18 protein-coding genes are annotated in these 17108 nt (G+C 67.6%); 10 read left to right on the forward strand and 8 right to left on the reverse strand.

What is annotated here, in order from left to right; all coding sequences use genetic code 11:
- The first annotated feature begins 63 nt into the window (after positions 1-63).
- Both ACIRRA_RS32415 and purU read left to right on the forward strand, forming a co-directional pair.
- Positions 64-612, forward strand: a complete 549-nt coding sequence (locus ACIRRA_RS32415) for a GNAT family N-acetyltransferase (protein WP_402776129.1) — start codon at positions 64-66, stop codon at positions 610-612.
- A 159-nt stretch (positions 613-771) separates the two neighbouring features.
- Complete coding sequence (gene purU / locus ACIRRA_RS32420; protein ID WP_402776133.1) at positions 772-1653, forward strand: formyltetrahydrofolate deformylase; 882 nt, start codon at positions 772-774, stop codon at positions 1651-1653.
- 59 nt (positions 1654-1712) lie between these two features.
- Here purU and ACIRRA_RS32425 read toward each other — a convergent pair whose 3' ends face one another.
- From ACIRRA_RS32425 to ACIRRA_RS32450, 6 genes are all read right to left on the reverse strand, one after another.
- Positions 1713-2717 carry an alpha/beta fold hydrolase gene (locus ACIRRA_RS32425; protein WP_402776136.1) on the reverse strand — a complete coding sequence of 335 codons (1005 nt, stop codon included), beginning with the start codon at positions 2715-2717 and terminating at the stop codon, positions 1713-1715.
- Between the two features lie 148 nt (positions 2718-2865).
- On the reverse strand, positions 2866-3888 hold the full coding sequence (locus tag ACIRRA_RS32430) for an alpha/beta fold hydrolase (protein ID WP_402776138.1): 1023 nt from the start codon (positions 3886-3888) through the stop codon (positions 2866-2868).
- Between the two features lie 181 nt (positions 3889-4069).
- On the reverse strand, positions 4070-4366 hold the full coding sequence (locus ACIRRA_RS32435; protein WP_402776140.1) for a DUF2516 family protein: 297 nt from the start codon (positions 4364-4366) through the stop codon (positions 4070-4072).
- 180 nt (positions 4367-4546) lie between these two features.
- Positions 4547-5212 carry a heparin-binding hemagglutinin gene (locus tag ACIRRA_RS32440; RefSeq protein WP_402776142.1) on the reverse strand — a complete coding sequence of 222 codons (666 nt, stop codon included), beginning with the start codon at positions 5210-5212 and terminating at the stop codon, positions 4547-4549.
- Entirely contained in the window at positions 5209-5745 is a 537-nt protein-coding gene (locus ACIRRA_RS32445; protein ID WP_402776144.1) for a helix-turn-helix domain-containing protein, read from the reverse strand. The genes ACIRRA_RS32440 and ACIRRA_RS32445 overlap by 4 nt, the downstream gene beginning before the upstream one ends.
- A 137-nt stretch (positions 5746-5882) precedes the next feature.
- Positions 5883-7178 carry a DUF445 domain-containing protein gene (locus tag ACIRRA_RS32450; RefSeq protein ID WP_402776331.1) on the reverse strand — a complete coding sequence of 432 codons (1296 nt, stop codon included), beginning with the start codon at positions 7176-7178 and terminating at the stop codon, positions 5883-5885.
- 186 nt (positions 7179-7364) lie between these two features.
- Between ACIRRA_RS32450 and ACIRRA_RS32455 the strand changes: the two genes are divergently transcribed.
- The 3 genes from ACIRRA_RS32455 to ACIRRA_RS32465 all read left to right on the forward strand — a co-directional run bounded on the left by ACIRRA_RS32455 (position 7365) and on the right by ACIRRA_RS32465 (position 10916).
- A complete protein-coding gene (locus ACIRRA_RS32455) occupies positions 7365-8105 on the forward strand; it encodes a TetR/AcrR family transcriptional regulator (RefSeq protein WP_402776147.1) in 741 nt (246 codons plus the stop codon).
- Between the two features lie 111 nt (positions 8106-8216).
- On the forward strand, positions 8217-9650 hold the full coding sequence (locus ACIRRA_RS32460; RefSeq protein WP_402776149.1) for an ABC1 kinase family protein: 1434 nt from the start codon (positions 8217-8219) through the stop codon (positions 9648-9650).
- Between the two features lie 24 nt (positions 9651-9674).
- Entirely contained in the window at positions 9675-10916 is a 1242-nt protein-coding gene (locus tag ACIRRA_RS32465) for a saccharopine dehydrogenase family protein (protein ID WP_402776152.1), read from the forward strand.
- Between the two features lie 36 nt (positions 10917-10952).
- Here the strand turns inward: ACIRRA_RS32465 and ACIRRA_RS32470 are convergent, their stop codons facing one another.
- Positions 10953-11909, reverse strand: a complete 957-nt coding sequence (locus ACIRRA_RS32470) for a hypothetical protein (protein WP_402776155.1) — start codon at positions 11907-11909, stop codon at positions 10953-10955.
- Positions 11910-11991: 82 nt separating this feature from the next.
- Between ACIRRA_RS32470 and ACIRRA_RS32475 the strand changes: the two genes are divergently transcribed.
- The 5 genes from ACIRRA_RS32475 (at position 11992) to ACIRRA_RS32495 (ending at position 15899) form a co-directional block, all read left to right on the forward strand.
- On the forward strand, positions 11992-12621 hold the full coding sequence (locus ACIRRA_RS32475) for a TetR/AcrR family transcriptional regulator (RefSeq protein ID WP_402776156.1): 630 nt from the start codon (positions 11992-11994) through the stop codon (positions 12619-12621).
- Between the two features lie 127 nt (positions 12622-12748).
- Entirely contained in the window at positions 12749-13456 is a 708-nt protein-coding gene (locus tag ACIRRA_RS32480) for an ESX secretion-associated protein EspG (RefSeq protein WP_402776159.1), read from the forward strand.
- 67 nt (positions 13457-13523) lie between these two features.
- Positions 13524-14375, forward strand: a complete 852-nt coding sequence (locus ACIRRA_RS32485; protein WP_402776162.1) for a polyphosphate kinase 2 family protein — start codon at positions 13524-13526, stop codon at positions 14373-14375.
- Positions 14376-14538: 163 nt separating this feature from the next.
- Positions 14539-15333, forward strand: a complete 795-nt coding sequence (locus ACIRRA_RS32490; RefSeq protein WP_402776164.1) for a DsbA family protein — start codon at positions 14539-14541, stop codon at positions 15331-15333.
- On the forward strand, positions 15333-15899 hold the full coding sequence (locus tag ACIRRA_RS32495) for a vitamin K epoxide reductase family protein (RefSeq protein WP_402776166.1): 567 nt from the start codon (positions 15333-15335) through the stop codon (positions 15897-15899). The genes ACIRRA_RS32490 and ACIRRA_RS32495 overlap by 1 nt, the downstream gene beginning before the upstream one ends.
- Here the strand turns inward: ACIRRA_RS32495 and ACIRRA_RS32500 are convergent.
- Complete coding sequence (locus ACIRRA_RS32500; RefSeq protein WP_402776169.1) at positions 15896-17044, reverse strand: S1C family serine protease; 1149 nt, start codon at positions 17042-17044, stop codon at positions 15896-15898. The two genes, ACIRRA_RS32495 and ACIRRA_RS32500, sit on opposite strands and share 4 nt — an antisense overlap.
- Between the last annotated feature and the right edge of the window lie 64 nt (positions 17045-17108).

Below are 17108 nucleotides of genomic sequence, written 5' to 3' on the forward strand. Positions count from 1 at the left end.
GTTTGGCACACGCCCGGCGAATTTCGTTGCGGGCGGCCACCGTTGTCACGCAGACTTGTAGGCGTGCTGATCCGTCGTGAACGTACCGGCGATGCCGCCGCGATCGACGCGGTGCACCGCAGCGCCTTCGATCGCTCCGCGGATGCCGACGGTGATACCCCCTCTTCCGAGCCGATCGGCGACCCCGTCGAAGTCGGTCTGGTCCGTCTCCTCCGCGACGACGGTTCCGCCTGGATCCCGACCCTGTCGCTGGTGGCGGAGTTCCACGATCAGATCGTCGGGCACGTCTGCCTCACCCGGGCGACCATCGGCCCCTTCCCCGTGCTGGCCTTGGGCCCGATCGGCGTCCGGTCCGATCATCAGCGCAAGGGCATCGGCTCGGCCCTCATGCACGCCGCCCTCGGCGCCGCGGACGCCCTCGACGAACCCTTGGTCGGTCTGCTCGGCAGCCTCGAGTACTACCCGCGTTTCGGCTTCGTCCCCGGCACCCGCCTCGGCATCATTCCCGACAAACCTGACTGGACGCCGCACTTCCAGGTCCGCCCCCTGACCGCCTACGAGCTCGAGATCAAGGGCGAATTCCGCTATGCCGATGCCTTTTACGAGTCGTAGGTCTTTCGATTGCCGGGGTGGCGACTGATTTCGTGCCGCGTGGGGTAACTCTCGGGTACGCCCGGGATCGGTTCGGTGCCAACCGCCGGCACGCGTGCACAACCGGTGACGGCACCCGGCCGTGCGCTGAAGGCTCGGGGAGGCGGATAGGCTGGTCGGATGAGTTTCACCCCGGACGACCGTCGCTACGTGCTCACCCTGGGCTGCCCGGATCGTCCCGGCATCATCGCCCGTATCACCTCGTTCATCGCCGATTTCGGCGGGTCGATCGTGGAGGCGGGCTATCACTCCGACCTGGAGACCGGGTGGTTCTTCACCCGGCAGGCGCTCGAGGCCACCACCGTGCCGTTCGATCTGGACGAGCTGCGCAGCCGCTTCACCGCCGTCGCCGCCGACCTCGGCCCGGAGACCGACTGGCAGGTGCACGACTCCGGTGAACGCCGCCGCGCGGTGCTGCTGGTCTCCAAGGATGGCCACTGCCTGCACGACCTGCTCGGCCGGGCCACCAGCGGCGAGCTGCCCGCCACCATCGAGGCCGTCATCGGCAATCACCCGGATCTGGCCACCATGACCGAGGCGCACGGCATCAAGTTCCACTACGTGCCCTTCCCCAAGGACCCGGCCGAACGCGGCCCGGCCTTCGAGCAGGTGCGCGAGCTGGTCGACGCGCACGACCCGCACGCCGTGGTGCTGGCCCGGTTCATGCAGGTACTGCCGCCGGAGCTGTGCGAGCACTGGGCGGGCAAGGCCATCAATATCCACCACAGCTTCCTGCCGTCCTTCGTCGGCGCGCGCCCCTACCACCAGGCTTTCGCCCGAGGCGTCAAGCTGATCGGCGCGACCTGCCACTACGTCACCGCCGAGCTGGACGCGGGCCCAATCATCGAGCAGGACGTCACCCGCATCGACCACTCCGACACCGTGCACGACATGGTCCGCCAGGGCCGGGATATCGAACGGGTGGTGCTGGCCCGCGGCCTTCGCTGGCATCTCGAGGGCCGGGTGCTGGTGCACGGCCGCCGCACCGTCGTCTTCGAATAGGACCCGAAAAGCCAACGCCCGCCCCGGTTTTCCCAGGGCGGGCGTTGTCGTCTCCGAGGTCAGCCTGCGACGGCGACCGGGTCGCGGCGCGACCGGCGGATCACGCGGTGCAGCTCCACATTGAACGCCTTCTCGGCCTCGATGTTCACCAGGTGCCCGGTGGGCAGGATGGTGTACCGGTCGAGATGTCCCGCAGCGGCAAGGATGTCGGCGATCTCGCGCGAATGCACCTCCGGCAGCAGCCGATCGTGCGAGCCCGCGATCACCGTGGTCGGGATCGTCAAATGTGCTGCGGCACCGTGCAGATCGAGTTCGAGCAGGCCCCGGGCCACGGCCGCGCGCACCGACGGGCGGCAGGAACGGACGATCGAGGTGCCGAAGAGGATCTGGTCACGGGTGGCGGCCGGAGTCATCAGCCGATGCTTGGCGATCAGGTTGACCGCGGGGCCGCCGGGCAGCGGCACCGGCGTGCCGAACAGCGCCAGCGCCAGCCAGTCCGGGCCCGGGATCACATCATTGAGCAGCGGAATCACGGTGGCGCGGTTGGGAATCTGACGCGCGGCGGTGGTGGCCAGCAGCACCGCTGACGCCCGATGCCGGACCTGGTGCGGATAGCGGTCGGCCCACGCCTGGATGGTCATGCCGCCCATGCTGTGCCCGACCAGCACCGCCCGCCGGCCCGGACGCAGCACCGCGTCGAGCACATCGGAGAGGTCGTCCGCGAGTTGATCGGCGCTGAAAGAGCGCGTGCCGCTCTCGCTTTCGCCGTGGCCGCGCTGATCGAACGCGATCACCCGGTACTCGCCGGCGAAGGCGTTGATCTGCGGGTTCCAGTATTCGATGGCGCAGGACCAGCCGTGCGCCAGCACGATGACCTCACCGTCGGCCGGACCGTAGGCGTGCACACGCAGCTTCGCGCCGTCACGCGTGATGACGGGGATGATCTCGGTGGGGCGTGGGGTGTTGAGCGATGCGGTCCGGTAGTTCCGGGACCGTAGCCCAGAGCGGAAGGGCGCGGTCAGCGCGTCGGCGCCGACACCGGCCTCTGGCAGTTTCACCAGCATGAGCACTCCTTTGTGTTCCAGACCACCGTAACGCGCTAACCAAGGCGCTTGCAATAGCAAGCAGGGGGTATATCTTCTTGCTCTACAACTATGTTCGTTGTGACTGCCGTCTCCGTTAAGGAACCTCAGGGGTGAGCGAGCCCACCCCTCAGGCGCCCACCACCCGCGCGGGAATTCCGAACGCAGACTTGGCGATCCGGGCAAGTTCGGCATTGAACTCCTGGTACGCCTCCACATTCCCCAGGTGGCCGGTAGGCAGGACCCGGTACCCGTCCAGGCTGCCGGTCGCGGCGAGCATCTCGACGATCCGCTCCGAGTGCACCGGCGGGGTCATATCGTCGGCCGACCCGGCGATGACGGTGGTCGGCACCGTCAAATTGGCCGCCCCGCGCCCGACATTCAGGTAGGACAGTAGGGTTCCGAACCGGCCGCGCACTCGCGCCGAGCACGAGCGCACGATGTTCAGACCGAAGGCGGCAACATCGCCGACCGCGGCCAGGCTCATGATCTGCCGCCGGAACACCCACGTCACCGGCCGGATGGGCGGGAAGAGAACCGGAGTGCTCAGCCCGATCAGGCCGACCAGGAACGGCAGCTTGGCGATACCCCGGTTGAAGAACGGCACCACGGTGGTCTCGGCGATCAGGTCGCCGGCCGCGGTATTGGTGAGCAGCACCGCGAGCAGCTGCCGCTGCACCCGTTGCGGATACCGGCCCGCCCAGGCCTGAATCGTCATGCCGCCCAGACTGTGCCCCACCAGCACCGCACGCCGGCCCGGCATCAGCACGGCGTCCAGGACATCGGCGAGATCGTCGGCGAGCCGATCGATGGTGAGCGGGGCGGTACCCTCGTCGCTCTCGCCGTGGCCGCGCACGTCGTAGGCGATGACGCGGTATTCGCCCGCGAAGGCGTTGATCTGGGGATTCCAGTATTCGAGGCAGCAGGTCCAGCCGTGCACGAGAACGATCACATCGCCGTCGGCCGGTCCGTAGGCGCGCACCCGGAGCCGGGCGCCATCGGAGGCGGTGACCGGGACGACCTGGTAGGGACCGGCCGGCGGATTCAGATCCGCGTTGCCATAGGTCCGGGTGCGCAGGTCCGCCCGGTGCTCGCGCACCAGATCACGGACCTTCCGGCCGAGGCCCGCCCGGTGAGGCAGCGTTGCCCGCATAGGACACTCCTTTGTGTTACTGCTAGATACAGTAACCTGCGCCACCGCATGCTTGCTAGTGCAAGCACCCGAAAAGTTCCCGAGTCGGAACCCACCTCACCCCCGGTCAGCGCATTGATGTGAAAAAAAATGACCGCCACCCGGATGATCCGGAGTGGCGGCCGAGTGTCTCGAACGCGTGCTACCAGCGCGGCCCGCGCTGGATCTCATCCACCTTCGGCCGGACATCGGCGAGGTAGACGCCAGTGGCCACGATCGCCGCGATACCCAGAATCCCCACCGGGGTCTGTGCCAGCAGCAGGGCGCCCAGCGACGCCAGCAGAATCGCGATCCACACCGGCTTGGTCAGCTTGTCCACGGCCGTGAAGGCATCCGGGCGCTGGCGAATCGCGTGCACGAGCGCGAACACCGTCATGCCGAGCGCGCACAGCTGCAACACCGTCAGGATCAAGCCGGGGATTCCCATCACCTCACCCATCATACGGATGAAGCCCTGCCCACCAGGGCTTCTCACCACGACGCGGGTTCCGGAACTCCGATGTTCACACCGCCCGGCAACACCGCGAGCTCGGAGTGCGACCGTGTCCGCCAAACATGCGGCCGCCCCCGCACACGTGAGTGTGCGAGGGCGACAAGCTTTTTCGCGAAGTGCGAGGTCTTACTTCTTGGCGGGGGCAGCCTTCTTGGCGGGAGCCTTCTTGGCCGGAGCCTTCTTGGCGGCAGCCTTCTTGATCGGAGCCTCGTCCTCGACCGGAGCGGTCTCGGTGGTCACGTCCACGACCTCGGCGTCGACGGTCTCCTCGGCCTCGGCCTCTTCCTTACCGGCGAGCCCGATGTAGGGGCCGACCTGGTCGGTCACCTTGCCGATGATGTCCTGGGTCTGCGACAGCAGGTCGTTGTAGCGGGTCTCGACCTGCTCGAAGCGCTCCTCGAAAGCGGGGTTGCTGCGCAGCTTCTCGACGGTCTCCTCGCCGCGGACGACCAGGTCGGCGTACAGGTCCACCAGCTGGTGGTAGTACTGGTCGACCAGCTTGCGGAGCTCTTCGGCGGTGGCCTTCTCGCGCAGCTCGGCCAGGTCCTCGGGCAGCTCGGACGGCAGTGCCTGCACGCGCTGGCGCAGGGTCTCGGCCTGCTCCTGCAGGTCGGCCGGGAGGTTGGCAACGCGCTCGCGGGCCTCGTCGATGCGGCCCTGGACGTCGGCGGAGGTGGCGCGCTCGCGGATCTGAGAGACGGCGTCGAGCACGGCGGCGTAGATGGCGTCACCCGCGCCGACCGTGGCGTAGATCGGCTTGGTCACGGTGGCGGTCAGGTTCGATTCGGTCATGATGGTTCGCCCTCCTGGCGTGGCGGAACTTCGGTTGTGCGGTACGGAACCTCGTTGTCCCTGTCTCCCCCGGGAACGCCCCCCATTAGGTCCGTTGCGTCCCCTCGGTCCTCGTTCGCCTGGTTTTCCCGGCAGAACGATTCATAGATGTCCAGGAGGACCTGCTTCTGACGTTCAGTCAGGCCGGTGTCGGCCAGCAGGGCATCCCGGACAGGGCCGTGCGGCCTCTGCTCGAGGTACCCGGCCCGCATGTACAAGACCTCCGAGGAGACCCGCAGACCCTTCGCGATCTGGGCGAGTACCTCGGCGGACGGGTTGCGCAGCCCGCGCTCGATCTGACTCAAGTACGGATTGCTCACCCCCGCCAGCTGTGCGAGCTGACGCAGCGAGACCTGGGCGGCCTCGCGTTGCGCCCGGATGAAGCCCCCGATGTCGTGAGCCGCGTTGGCTACGCGACCCGTCCGATCTCCGGCGGCGGACGTCTCCGCGCTGTCGCCCTCGATCGGTTCGGGAACCTCGGGATCGTGCTTCATCACTCACCTTCCGGCGGTTGTGCGGTCAATTCTAGGACGGGGTGCTAACTCTTGCAAGCGCTCTGCTAGCGCTGTTCACCGAATGGCACAGCGGCAAACAACCGGCGCTCCGCCCGCAGTGCTTATTGGTCAAATGTTCAGCCATTGAACAGCAAATGCGAGACGGCATAGATGACCAGGCCCGCCAGCGAACCGATCACCGTGCCGTTGATGCGAATGAATTGCAGATCCTTGCCCGCCGCCAATTCGATCTTGCGGCTGGCCTCCTCCGCGTCCCAGCGGGCAACGGTGTCGCTGACCAACGACGCGAACTCGGCCCCGTAGTTCGCGACCAGGTACCGGACGCCGCGCTCGAGCCAGCCGTCCACCTTGTCGCGCATGGCGGCGTCGGTCGAGAGCCGCTCGCCCAGCTGCCGCACATTGTCGGCCACCTTGCGGCGCAGCGTGGAATTCGGATCGTCGGCCGACTCCAGGATCATGCGCTTGGCCGCCCGCCAGGTGGCCTGCGCCATCCCGGTGACCTCGCGCCGGCCCATGAGCTCGGTCTTGATCTTCTCCGCCTTTTCGATCATGGCGTCGTCGAATTGCAGATCGTGGGCGAAATCCTCGAGAAAGCGATTTGCTGCCAGCCGCACCTCGTGATCGGGCTGGGTGCGCACCTTCCAGGTGAATTCCACCAGCTCCCGATAAATGCGCTCGGCCAGCAGCGAATTCACGAATTTCGGGGCCCAGGACGGTGCGTCCCGGTTCACGATGCGGTCCAGCGTCTCCTGCGAGTCCAGTGCCCACTGGTGCGCGCGCTCGGCCAGCAGGTCCAGCAGCGGGGCCTGCCGGTTGTCGGCGATCAGCTCGTTGAGCACCTTGCCGATGGGCGGGCCCCACAGCGGCTCGGCGATGCGCTTGACGATGGTGTTGTCGATGATCTGCTCGACATCCTCGTCGCGCAGTACGCCGATGACCGCGCGCAATATGGTCGCGCTCTCGTCGGAGATGCGTTCCGCGTGCGCCGGTTCGGCAATCCAGCGGCCCAGCCGGAGCGGGATCTGCGCGGAATTCACCTTGACGGCAACGGCATCCGGCGACAGGAAATTGGTGCGCACGAATTCGCCGAGTCCGGCGCCCACCTGATCCTTCTTCTTGCGGATGATCGCGGTATGCGGGATCGGCAGGCCCAGCGGATGCCGGAACAGCGCGGTGACGGCGAACCAGTCGGCCAGCGCACCGACCATGCCGGCCTCGGAGGCGGCCTTCACATAGCCGACCCACTCCCCGCCCGCGCCGCGCGAACCGATCCAGGCGCAGACGATGTAGATGATCGTGGCCGCGGCGAGAAAGCCGGTGGCAATGCCTTTCATGCGCCACAGTTCACGCTTCTTGCCCTCGTCGTCCAGGAGATCGGCGAACGCTCCGCCGCCGTTGGGTGTGGTCTTCATCGGCTTCGGCTCGGTCGTGTCGAGTACCCCGGCACTGCCGGCAGGTTGCTCCATATCGTCCATTCTGGCGCGTGGTGTGACGAACTCACCGCCACCGGGCCCTTCCCGATCGGCGACGATCCACAGCATGGGAGGCTTAAGCTGAATAGGCCCAGGCCCAGGACGCGAACAAGGAGCCAACGCAGCGTGACCACCAAAGGCAGCGTGAGTGCCGCCGTGGAGGCGGCCACCGGCCCACGCGGTGGTCGTGTCGACGGCCGCAAACGCCGCTGGCAACAGCACAAGATCGACCGGCGCGAGGAGCTGGTGGACGGCACCCTGGCCGCCATCCGCAAGCGCGGCGGCGATGCCGGCATGGATGAGATCGCCGCCGAGATCGGCGTCTCGAAAACCGTGCTCTACCGGTACTTCTCGGACAAGCAGGACCTGACCCGCGCCACCATGGAGCGGTTCATCGAGACCACGCTGATGCCGCGCATCTACGAGGCCATCAGCGACGACCTCGACGAGTATCAGCTGGTCCGCAATACCCTGGCGGCCTACGTGCACACGGTCGACTCGGACACCGATGTCTACCGGTTCATCATGGGCAACGGCTCGGCCACCGACACCTCCACCCTCGCCGATTTCGAGAAGCTCTTCGCACAGGTGGTCTCGGCGGTCATCATCGACAAGTCCTTCGACCGCGGCATCCAGACCGAAGGCGCGATGCTGTGGTCCTACGTGCTGGTCGGTGGCGTGCAGTTGGCCACGGACTGGTGGATCTCCAACCGCACCATGTCCAGCGAGGAAATGCTCGACTACCTCACGATGATGGCGTGGAGCGCCATCGAGGGCATGGTTCGCACGGGCGGCGACCGGCACTACTTCAACGCGCACCCGCACGTGCTACCGGACCCCGAAAACCGTGAAAACAGTGCTAGCTGACGGCTAGCACTCGAGTTCGCAGTGTGGTTAGTCTGAACCCGGCGGACCAAACCACGGGGCATCCGCCGTGTCGGCACCAACGGGGGTGTTGGCTCCCATGGAGGGTCACTGATGGCGAAAGAGCTGCCCACATCCAGGCTTGCGCGGGGGACGAAGCTGGGAATTGCCGTCGCCGGTAATGCCTTGCGCGCTCAGAAGACTCGACGGTCCATGCGCGGCCGCTCCGAGGCCGTGCGGGCCCGGATGGCCGAGGAGTCCATGATCCGGGCCACCGAGCAGATGGTCATGGTGCTGGGCACCATGAAGGGTGTGGCCATGAAGCTCGGGCAGATGTTGTCCGTGCTCGACCTGGATCTGGTGCCACCGGAGCATCGGGAGCGGTTCCAGCGCCGGCTCGCGGTGCTGCGCGACAGCGCGCCCACGGTGTCGTTCGAGGTGATGCGGGCGGTCATCGAGGAGGACTTCGGGCAGCCGCTGGAAGCCGTTTTCGCCGAATTCGATCCGGAACCCGTGGCCGCGGCCTCGATCGGGCAGGTCTACAAGGCGACGCTGCACGACGGCCGCGAGGTCGCGGTGAAGGTGCAGTACCCGGGCATCGACGTCGCGGTGCGTGCGGATCTGAAGAACCTGGCCATGTTCCGGCGCATCCTGCAGTCGGCCATGCCGTGGGTGACCCCGGCCGTGCTGGACGAACTACGCCTGAATCTGGAGAGCGAACTCGACTACGTCGCGGAAGCCACCACCCAGAAACAGATTTCGGAGCTGTTCACCGGGCACCCGTTCATCGTGGTGCCGACCACCTACCCCGAGCTGTCCACCACCCGCGTGCTGGTGAGCGAGTACTTCCCGGGTCGCGGCTTCGACGAGATCCGGGAACTGCCTGCGGCGGAACGCAATCGGATCGGCGAGATCATCTACCGCTTCTACGTCGGCTCGCTGTTCACCTTCAACGAGTTCTGCGGCGACCCGCATCCGGGCAATCTGCTGCTGGGCCCGGACGGCCGGGTGGCGTTCCTGGACTTCGGGCTCTTCAACCGGATGGATCCCGAGCACGTGCAGTTCGAGGCCATCTGTATTCGCGCGGCGGCCGAGGAGCGGGCCGAGGATCTGCGCGATCTCATGGTCGAGCGCGGGGTCATCGATTCGCCGGATGAGATCACGCCCGAGGAGTGCCTGGAATACGTGCTGGCGGCCTGCGAATGGGCGCTGGTGGACGAGGATCTCACCATCACCCCCGAATTGGCCTCCGGCGCTTTCGTATTGGCGGTGGATCCGCGGGCCAGCGAGTTCACCGGGATGAAGCAGCAGAATCTGCCGCCCGAGCATCTGTTCTCCCGGCGGGCCGACTTCCTCACCTTCGGCATGCTGGGGCAGCTGGAGGCGACCGGCAATTGGCATCGCATCGCGCGGGAGTGGCTCTACGGGGACGAGCCGGTCACCGAACTCGGCCGCGCCCATCACAACTGGCTGGCGGGCCGCCCGGCTCCCACGCCGACCACCGGGGGGCCGACCAAGAAGACCCGTAAGCGCGCCGCCAAGGCGTGAAACCTCACCGACGGGAAGAGAGCCATGGCCAACAGGGAATTCGACATCGTCCTATTCGGAGCGACCGGCTTCGTAGGCAAACTGACCGCGCAGTATCTGGCCGAGGCGGCACCGGCCGGTGCGCGCATCGCGTTGGCCGGGCGGTCGCCGGAGAAGCTGGCCGCCGTGCGCACGGAACTGGGGGCCGCCGCGGCGGAATGGCCGCTGGTGCAGGCGGATTCCACCGATCAGGCCAGCCTGGACGCGCTGGCGGCGCGCACCTCGGTGGTGGTCACCACCGTGGGCCCATACCTGCGCTACGGGTTGCCGCTGGTGCAGGCGTGTGCCGAGAACGGCACGCACTACGCCGATCTCACCGGTGAGCCGTTGTTCATCCGGGAGTGCATCGACCGCTTCGGTGAGCGGGCCGCCGAGACCGGCGCGAAGATCGTGAACTCCTGTGGCTACGACTCGATTCCGTCGGATCTGAGCGTGTATCAGTTGTACAAGCGCAGTGTCGCGGACAATGCCGGCGAGCTCACCGATGTCACCCTGGTGGCCTGGCTCAAGGGTGGGGCCAGCGGCGGCACCATCGATTCCGGGCGGGCCATGATGGAGGCCATCGCGGAGGACCCGAGCAAGGCGTCGGTGATGTCGCACCCGTATTCGCTGAGCCCCGACAAGGCCATGGAGCCCGATGTCGGCCGCCAGACCGATCAGGCGCTCTCGCGGGCCTCGGCCATCGATCCGAGCCTGGACGGCTGGGTGGCGACCTTCATCATGGGCGCGCACAACACCAAGATCGTGCGGCGCTCCAATGGCCTGCTGGGCTGGCCGTACGGCAAGAACTTCCGTTACCGGGAGGTCATGAGCGCGGGCTCCTCGGCCACCGCGCCGCTGGTCGCCGCGGGCATCGCCGGCGGGATCGTGGCCACCATGGCGGCGGGCGCGGTGCTCTCGCGGGTGGCCGTGGGCCGCAAGCTGATCGACCGCATCGTGCCCAAGCCGGGCACCGGGCCGAGCGAGCAGTCCCGGCGCAGCGGCTGGTTCACCATGCGCACCTTCGCGCACACCACCTCGGGCGCTAAGTACGAGTGCACCTTCGCCGGCAAGGGTGACCCGGGCTATCAGGCCACCTCGGTCATGCTGGGCCAGTCCGGCCTGTGCCTGGCCTTCGACAGCCTGCCGGAGCTGGCGGGCATTCTCACCCCGGCCTCGGCCATGGGTGACGCGCTCACCGAGCGGTTGCGCGCGGCGGGCATCACCATCGAGGTCGCGCCCGCCTGATACTCCGCGGCGATCACATCCGACGCGCCGCGGCGATCACGCGGGAGTGCTGTATGCCGCGATGAGCTCGCGGTAGCGATCGAAGGCGGGCTTCGGCGTGTAATCCGAACGCAGGAGCCCGAATTCGAGGTTCATATCGCCCTGATCGCTGTAGGAGTCGCGCAGGCCGAAGTGCTCGTAAGTGGTGATGTTGAGCTCGCCGGCCAGGCCGTCGACGAGGCGCACCACCGTCTCGAGCATCTCGGCCTGCCGCACGTAGGACCGGTCCGGCCCGGTGGCCCAGCCGTTTTCGGTGATGTGGATGGGGGTGGCGGCGGGAATGCCCGCGGCGGCCAGGCTTTCGCGTCGGAAGGCGGTCACCACCGCCGTGATGGCGGCTTCCAGGCCCTCGGCAGCGATCGGGCGGAAGACGTCGGGGAAGAAATCCAGGCCGACATAGTCGAGCGCGGCGGCGAATTCGCGCCCGCCCCGGCGGCCCAGATCGGTCCAGAACTCCTGTGCCGGATCGAAGATCGGCGTCGAGTTGCAGCCGATGCGGACCGCGAGGCCGAGCCGGTCCACCTCCGCGCGGGCGGCGTGCACCCCCTCGATGATGGCCTGCCGGACCTGCGGATAGCCGCCGTTGCCGCCGGGTCCGGCATGGTTGGGCTCCTCCGCGATCTGCAGTGAGCAGAGCACGGGTCCGTAGTCGCGAATCTGCTTGCGCAGGAACGCGAGCCAGCCGGTGAGGTCGTCGCCGGGCTCGTGGAAGCACACCACCAGATCGAGTTTCCGGTGCGCCGCGGCGTACTGCCAGGGCTGCGGCGGGGCCTCCTGGAACCCGCCGCGCGCGTCGCTGTAGAGGACGTAGCCGCGCACCACGAACGGGTGCTCGCCGTGCAGTTCGTCCAGGGCCGCCGCGATGCGGTCGGCCCGTTCCGGTGGGCCGGGCGTGACATTGCCGAACTGATCGCCGGCGAGTCCGCCCGCATAAATGCCGAATCTGAGCGTCATGCCCCGACCGTAGCTGACATTTTGGTGTCACACCAATTTTAGCGTCACACCTATACTGCTCTGCGACAGGAGGGAGAGGTCGTTGGCACTACGCGAGGAGAAGAAGCGCGCCACCCGGACCGGGCTGGCTGACGCCGCCATGGCGTTGTTCGTGGAGAAGGGCTTCGACAAGGTGACCGTCGCCGAGGTGGCGCGCGCCGCGAACGTCTCGGTCAACACGGCGTTCAACTACTTCCCGACCAAGGAGGACCTGTTCTTCGACCGTCAGGACGAGGTCGCGAACCGGCTCGCCGCCGCGGTACGCGACCGCGAGCCGGGCGAATCGGCGGCCGCGGCCATCCGGCGCGCCTTCCTCGACCGGGTGCGGCGCGACGATCCCACCCTCGGCCTCTCTCCCGGCGCCACCACCTTCTGGCGCCTGATCGACGACAGTCCCGCCCTGCAGGCCCGATTGCGCCGACTCGGCGAGCAGACCGAGACCACGCTGGCCGAAGCGCTCGCCGAGGCCACCGATACCAGCCCGGACGACCCCACCGCGCGGCTCGCCGCGGCCGCCCTCGCGGGCCTGGATCGCGCGCTGCACGCGGAGATCCGCCGGGCCACACTGGGAGGCGCGGACCCGGAGACGGTGCGCGCCACCGTGATCCGAGCGGCGACCGACGGATTCGACACGGCGGTAGCAGGACTCGCCGACTACGCCACCCGGCGATAGCAACCCGCCGCGCGAGTGCGATAGGTCACATATTGCGCGTCCCGGTGACAGGCAGCACCCGCAGAATCTCTCCGGTAGGGTCGCGGACGGGACGGAGGTGGTACCCAAGAAAGGGGGGGTCGGCCACGTGAAATGGATCCTGACCCCGGACGAGTTCGCGATGCTCTGGACCCGCGAAACCGATCTGGAACGCCGTCCCTATCCGCTCGACACGACTCCGTCGGCACCCGAGAATCTCGACGGCGCAGCGCAATTCGGGCCGATCACCCCGGGCGGAACGCCGGCGCGCTTCCTGCGCCGTACCGATCCCGACCTGGCCGCGGCACTGACCCTGTGCGCCCGCACCGACACCACCACCGTCACCCTGTACGGCGAGCGCACCGCCGGCCCGGAGGCCCGGCGCATTCTCGCCTTCGCGGCGGTGGCGCAGCAGCGGGTGGGCATTCTGGTCTCGCTGCCGGACGCGGTGACGGTATCACTGTGTCCCGCAGAGCAATTGGGGCGGGAACTGGTGGAGGTCATCGGGTCGGCGCCGCCGGGACGGCTGGAGCCGCTGCGCGAACCGCAGCAGGCGGTGCTGTACCCCGATGCCGACGGCACCGGCGCGGAAGCCGACCGCTTCCGCCGCAAACTGCGCGAACCGGTGGACGGGCGCGGATTCATCACCGTCACGGTCGAACCGGCGAATCCGCTCTCACCGCCGACCCGGCATCGCACCTGGCTGGATTTCTCCGGCGACGGCCGCTATCTGCTGACCACGGCCGCCGACCTGACCCTGGCCCCGGTCACCGATGAGGAATTGGCCGCGCAGCTGGTGCAGCTGGCCCGGGTGTGAGTGCGGGCACCGGACGGGTTCAGCGCGGTTGCCTGCGGGAAACCACGCCCCGTGCTACGCATGAAGAATGGCGAACGCGACATCCTGGTCGAAACCGGTCACCAAGGCGCTACGCGCCGATGGCGTCAGGGTGAGCGATCTGAACCCATCCGCGACTCCGGGTTTCAAGGGCGACAAGCGCGCCGGCGAGGCTCTGCTCGAGCAACGCCGCGCCGTGTTGTCGGATCTGCAGGAAAAGCTGTATGCCAACGGCCGTTCCGGTGACACCCGCAGCGTGCTGCTGGTCCTGCAGGGCATGGACACCGCAGGCAAGGGCGGCATCGTCCGGCACGTGATCGGTTCGGTGGACCCGCAGGGTGTGGACCACGCGGCGTTCGGGGTGCCGACGCCGGAGGAACAGAAACATCACTACCTGTGGCGCATTCGCAAGAAGCTGCCGCGCGGCGGGCAGCTCGGCGTGTTCGACCGCTCGCACTACGAGGATGTGCTGGTGGTGCGGGTTCACGATCTGGTCGCGCCGGAGGTGTGGGGCAAGCGCTACGACGAGATCAACAAGTTCGAGCGCAAGCTGGTGGACGACGGCACGACCATGGTGAAGGTGGCCATGTTCGTCTCGCTGGACGAACAGAAGAAGCGGCTCATGCAGCGGCTGGACCGGCCCGACAAGTACTGGAAGTTCGCCCCGGGCGACATCGACGAGCGCGCGTACTGGCCGCAGTACCAGGAGGCGTACCAGGCGGTCCTGGATCGCACCAATACCGACTACGCGCCCTGGTACGTGCTGCCCTGCGATTCCAAGTGGTACGCGCGGCTGGCCGTCACCGAACTGCTCATCGACGCCCTGCAGGGCCTGAAGCTGGACTGGCCGCCCGCGGACTTCGATATCGCCGAACAGAAAAAACGTCTCATCCTGGGGTGATTCACACCCCTGCTGGATGAATATTCGCCGTTGACCACGGAAAATGGCTCGTCGCCGCGGCCCGGGCGCGACTCGGCACGCGCACATGCAGCTTTCTCTCAGGTTCTCGGGCGAAGATGGGCGCGCACGTGTCGTGACAACGGAAGGCGTGGTGAGCGCAGAGGTGAGCACTAAACCGGGTGACCGTAAAAATCCGCTCGCGAAAGCGGCGCGGGCCGAACGCAACCGCAAGATCTTCATCCAGGTCGGCGTGGCCGCGGTCCTGGTCGGTCTGGTGGCGGCCATCGGCATCGGTCTGGCGATCCGCAAGCACGACGACAACAAGGGCACGCCGGCCGCGTCGTCGGCCACCTTCGCCCCGGCCGTCACCCACGACCCGAGCACGGGCGCGATTCCGCCGAACGTCACACCTGGCGGCGCCATCCGCATCGGCAATCCGGACGCCAAGGCGAAGATCCAGATCGTCGCCGACCTGCAGTGCCCGGCCTGCAAGATGTTCGAGGGCTACAACTCCGACGCGCTGACCAAGGCGGTCCAGAACGGTTCCGCCACCATCGATTACAACATCATCTCCTTCCTGGACCGGGCCTCCAACGGCAACCAGTACTCGACCCGCGCGGCCAATGCCGCCTATGTGGTCGCGACCGCGGACCCGTCGAAGTTCCAGGCCTGGCTGGGCACCATGTTCGGCAAGCAGCCGCCGGAGAACGGCAATGGCATGACCGATGACCAGCTCATCCAGATCGCGGCCGACGCCGGATACACCGATCCGCAGGTGGCGCAGGACATTCGGGACGGCAAGTACATCCAGTTCGTGAAGGACGAGACCAAGGCGGTCTTCGCCACCGGGCTGCAGTCCACCCCGACCGTGTACGTGAACGGCAGCCAGGTGCAGGACGCCAAGACGCTCATGAGCCCGGGCGGCATGACCTCGGCGATCGAGAACGCGAGCAAGTGATGATCGCGGCGGGTCCCCGCTCGGCCTGGCCGCTGCTGCTGGGTTCATTGATCGGCTGGGCGGCGTCGGTGACGCTGCTGGTGGAGAAGTTCAAGTCGCTGACCGAGCCCGGCTATAAGCCGGCCTGTTCCATCGATCAGACCCTCTCGTGCTCGACGGTCATGGAATCGCCGACGGCGTCGATGTTCGGATTCCCCAATCCGATCATCGGCGTGGTGGGGTTCTCGGTGTTCGTCACCGTCGCCGTGCTGCTGGTGTGCGGAATCGCCCTGCCGCGCTGGTTCTTCGGCGCCATGTGGTTCGGCCTGCTGCTCGGCGTGGCGTCCATCTGCTACCTGGTGTGGGACGCCGTGTTCAAGATCCACGCGCTGTGCCCGTGGTGCATGGTGGTGTGGGCGGTGACGCCGGCGCTGCTGGCCATCGTGACCAATGTGTTGTGGGGACGCTCGCGGGGACTGCTGCAGATCCTGGTGGAGTGGCGGTGGACGCTGGTCGCCGTCTTCTACGCGGTGGTCATCCTGATCGTGTACCTCCAGTTCCAGTCGTACTGGAACAGCAAGTTCTAGTTGGGCGGGCCGACGGTGAGCGTCACGTTCACCGTCCGGTGCCCGCCGTTCGGGTCGCTGACCTCGAGCCGCACCACATCGTCCGGTCTATGGGCGTTGAGTGCGGCTTTCAGCATTTGTGAGCTGGTGATGGCGCGGTCGTCGAGAGCGGTGATGACCTCGCCGTCGGTGAGTCCGGCCTCGTAGGCGGGCAGTCCGTAGATGGACACGTCGATGCGCGCGCCGGCCGGCTGCGCGTCGGAGGTGAGGATGCCCAGGGTGGCGGTGGGGCCGATGTGCACGGTGTCGGTCGGTGTGCCGGAACGGATCTGACGGACCACGTTCATGGCGGTGTCGATGGGCACGGCATAGCCGTTGGGGCCCTTGCCCATTGCCTTCTGCATGTCACCCGAGGCGGCGGTGATGACGCCGATGACCGAGCCGTAGCGGTCCACCAGCGCGCCGCCGGACTGCCCGGCGGCCACGGCGGCCGCGACCTCGATCATGCCGTGCAGCGATTTCCGCGACAGGTCGGCGGCATTGCGGGCCACGATGGCCGAATCCAGATTGGTGATGGGCCCGCCCACCGCGGTCGGCGAGCCGGTGCCGCCGGCATTGCCGATGGCCAGCACAGCGTCGCCCAGGTGCAGTGGGGCGGAGTTGCCGATATGGGCGACCGGGAGGCCGCCCGCGCCGTTCAGATCCAGCAGGGCGATATCGGCGCCGGAGTCGTAGCCGGCGACGGTGGCGGTGTAGGTCGCGCCGGTGCCGACATCCGAAACCGTCACGGTGTCAGCGCCTTTGATGACGTGATGGCTGGTGAGCACCTCGCCCTCGGCGGTCAGCACGATGCCGGAGCCGGCCGCGCCCAGGCCGTAGGGGCGGATGCCGGCGGTGATGTTCACCAGTGCCGGTTCGGCCACCCGCGAGACCAGGTCGACGTCCAGCGGCGGCAGCGACGGGCCTGCCAGCTCGGCGGTGGTGGAGTCGTCGCGGAACGGCCAGCGCGGCAGTTCGCCGCGGTAGCCGAGAAATCCGGTGATGCCGAGGACGACGGCGACGAGCAGTGCCAGGATGCGCCCGCCCCGGCCGGGTCGGCGGCCGCGGGCCGGGTAGGGACCGGTAGCGCCGCCCGCCGGATATATCCCGCGCGTGTCGCTGTCCACGGACCCTCCCGATTGCGGTTCGCCCGCCGGCTCGAGCATGTCTGTCTATTGGTGTACCAGTATT

The sequence above is a fragment of the Nocardia sp. NPDC101769 genome, from assembly GCF_044766925.1.
Classification (GTDB): domain Bacteria; phylum Actinomycetota; class Actinomycetes; order Mycobacteriales; family Mycobacteriaceae; genus Nocardia.

Coding starts and splice junctions, on each gene's coding strand:
- purU (WP_402776133.1), top strand. CDS start 772: ATGAGTTTCACCCCGGACGACCGTCGCTACGTGCTCACCCTGGGCTGC.
- ACIRRA_RS32425 (WP_402776136.1), bottom strand. CDS start 2,717: ATGCTGGTGAAACTGCCAGAGGCCGGTGTCGGCGCCGACGCGCTGACC.
- ACIRRA_RS32430 (WP_402776138.1), bottom strand. CDS start 3,888: ATGCGGGCAACGCTGCCTCACCGGGCGGGCCTCGGCCGGAAGGTCCGT.
- ACIRRA_RS32435 (WP_402776140.1), bottom strand. CDS start 4,366: ATGGGTGAGGTGATGGGAATCCCCGGCTTGATCCTGACGGTGTTGCAG.
- ACIRRA_RS32440 (WP_402776142.1), bottom strand. CDS start 5,212: ATGACCGAATCGAACCTGACCGCCACCGTGACCAAGCCGATCTACGCC.
- ACIRRA_RS32445 (WP_402776144.1), bottom strand. CDS start 5,745: ATGAAGCACGATCCCGAGGTTCCCGAACCGATCGAGGGCGACAGCGCG.
- ACIRRA_RS32450 (WP_402776331.1), bottom strand. CDS start 7,178: ATGAAGACCACACCCAACGGCGGCGGAGCGTTCGCCGATCTCCTGGAC.
- ACIRRA_RS32460 (WP_402776149.1), top strand. CDS start 8,217: ATGGCGAAAGAGCTGCCCACATCCAGGCTTGCGCGGGGGACGAAGCTG.
- ACIRRA_RS32465 (WP_402776152.1), top strand. CDS start 9,675: ATGGCCAACAGGGAATTCGACATCGTCCTATTCGGAGCGACCGGCTTC.
- ACIRRA_RS32470 (WP_402776155.1), bottom strand. CDS start 11,909: ATGACGCTCAGATTCGGCATTTATGCGGGCGGACTCGCCGGCGATCAG.
- ACIRRA_RS32485 (WP_402776162.1), top strand. CDS start 13,524: ATGGCGAACGCGACATCCTGGTCGAAACCGGTCACCAAGGCGCTACGC.
- ACIRRA_RS32495 (WP_402776166.1), top strand. CDS start 15,333: ATGATCGCGGCGGGTCCCCGCTCGGCCTGGCCGCTGCTGCTGGGTTCA.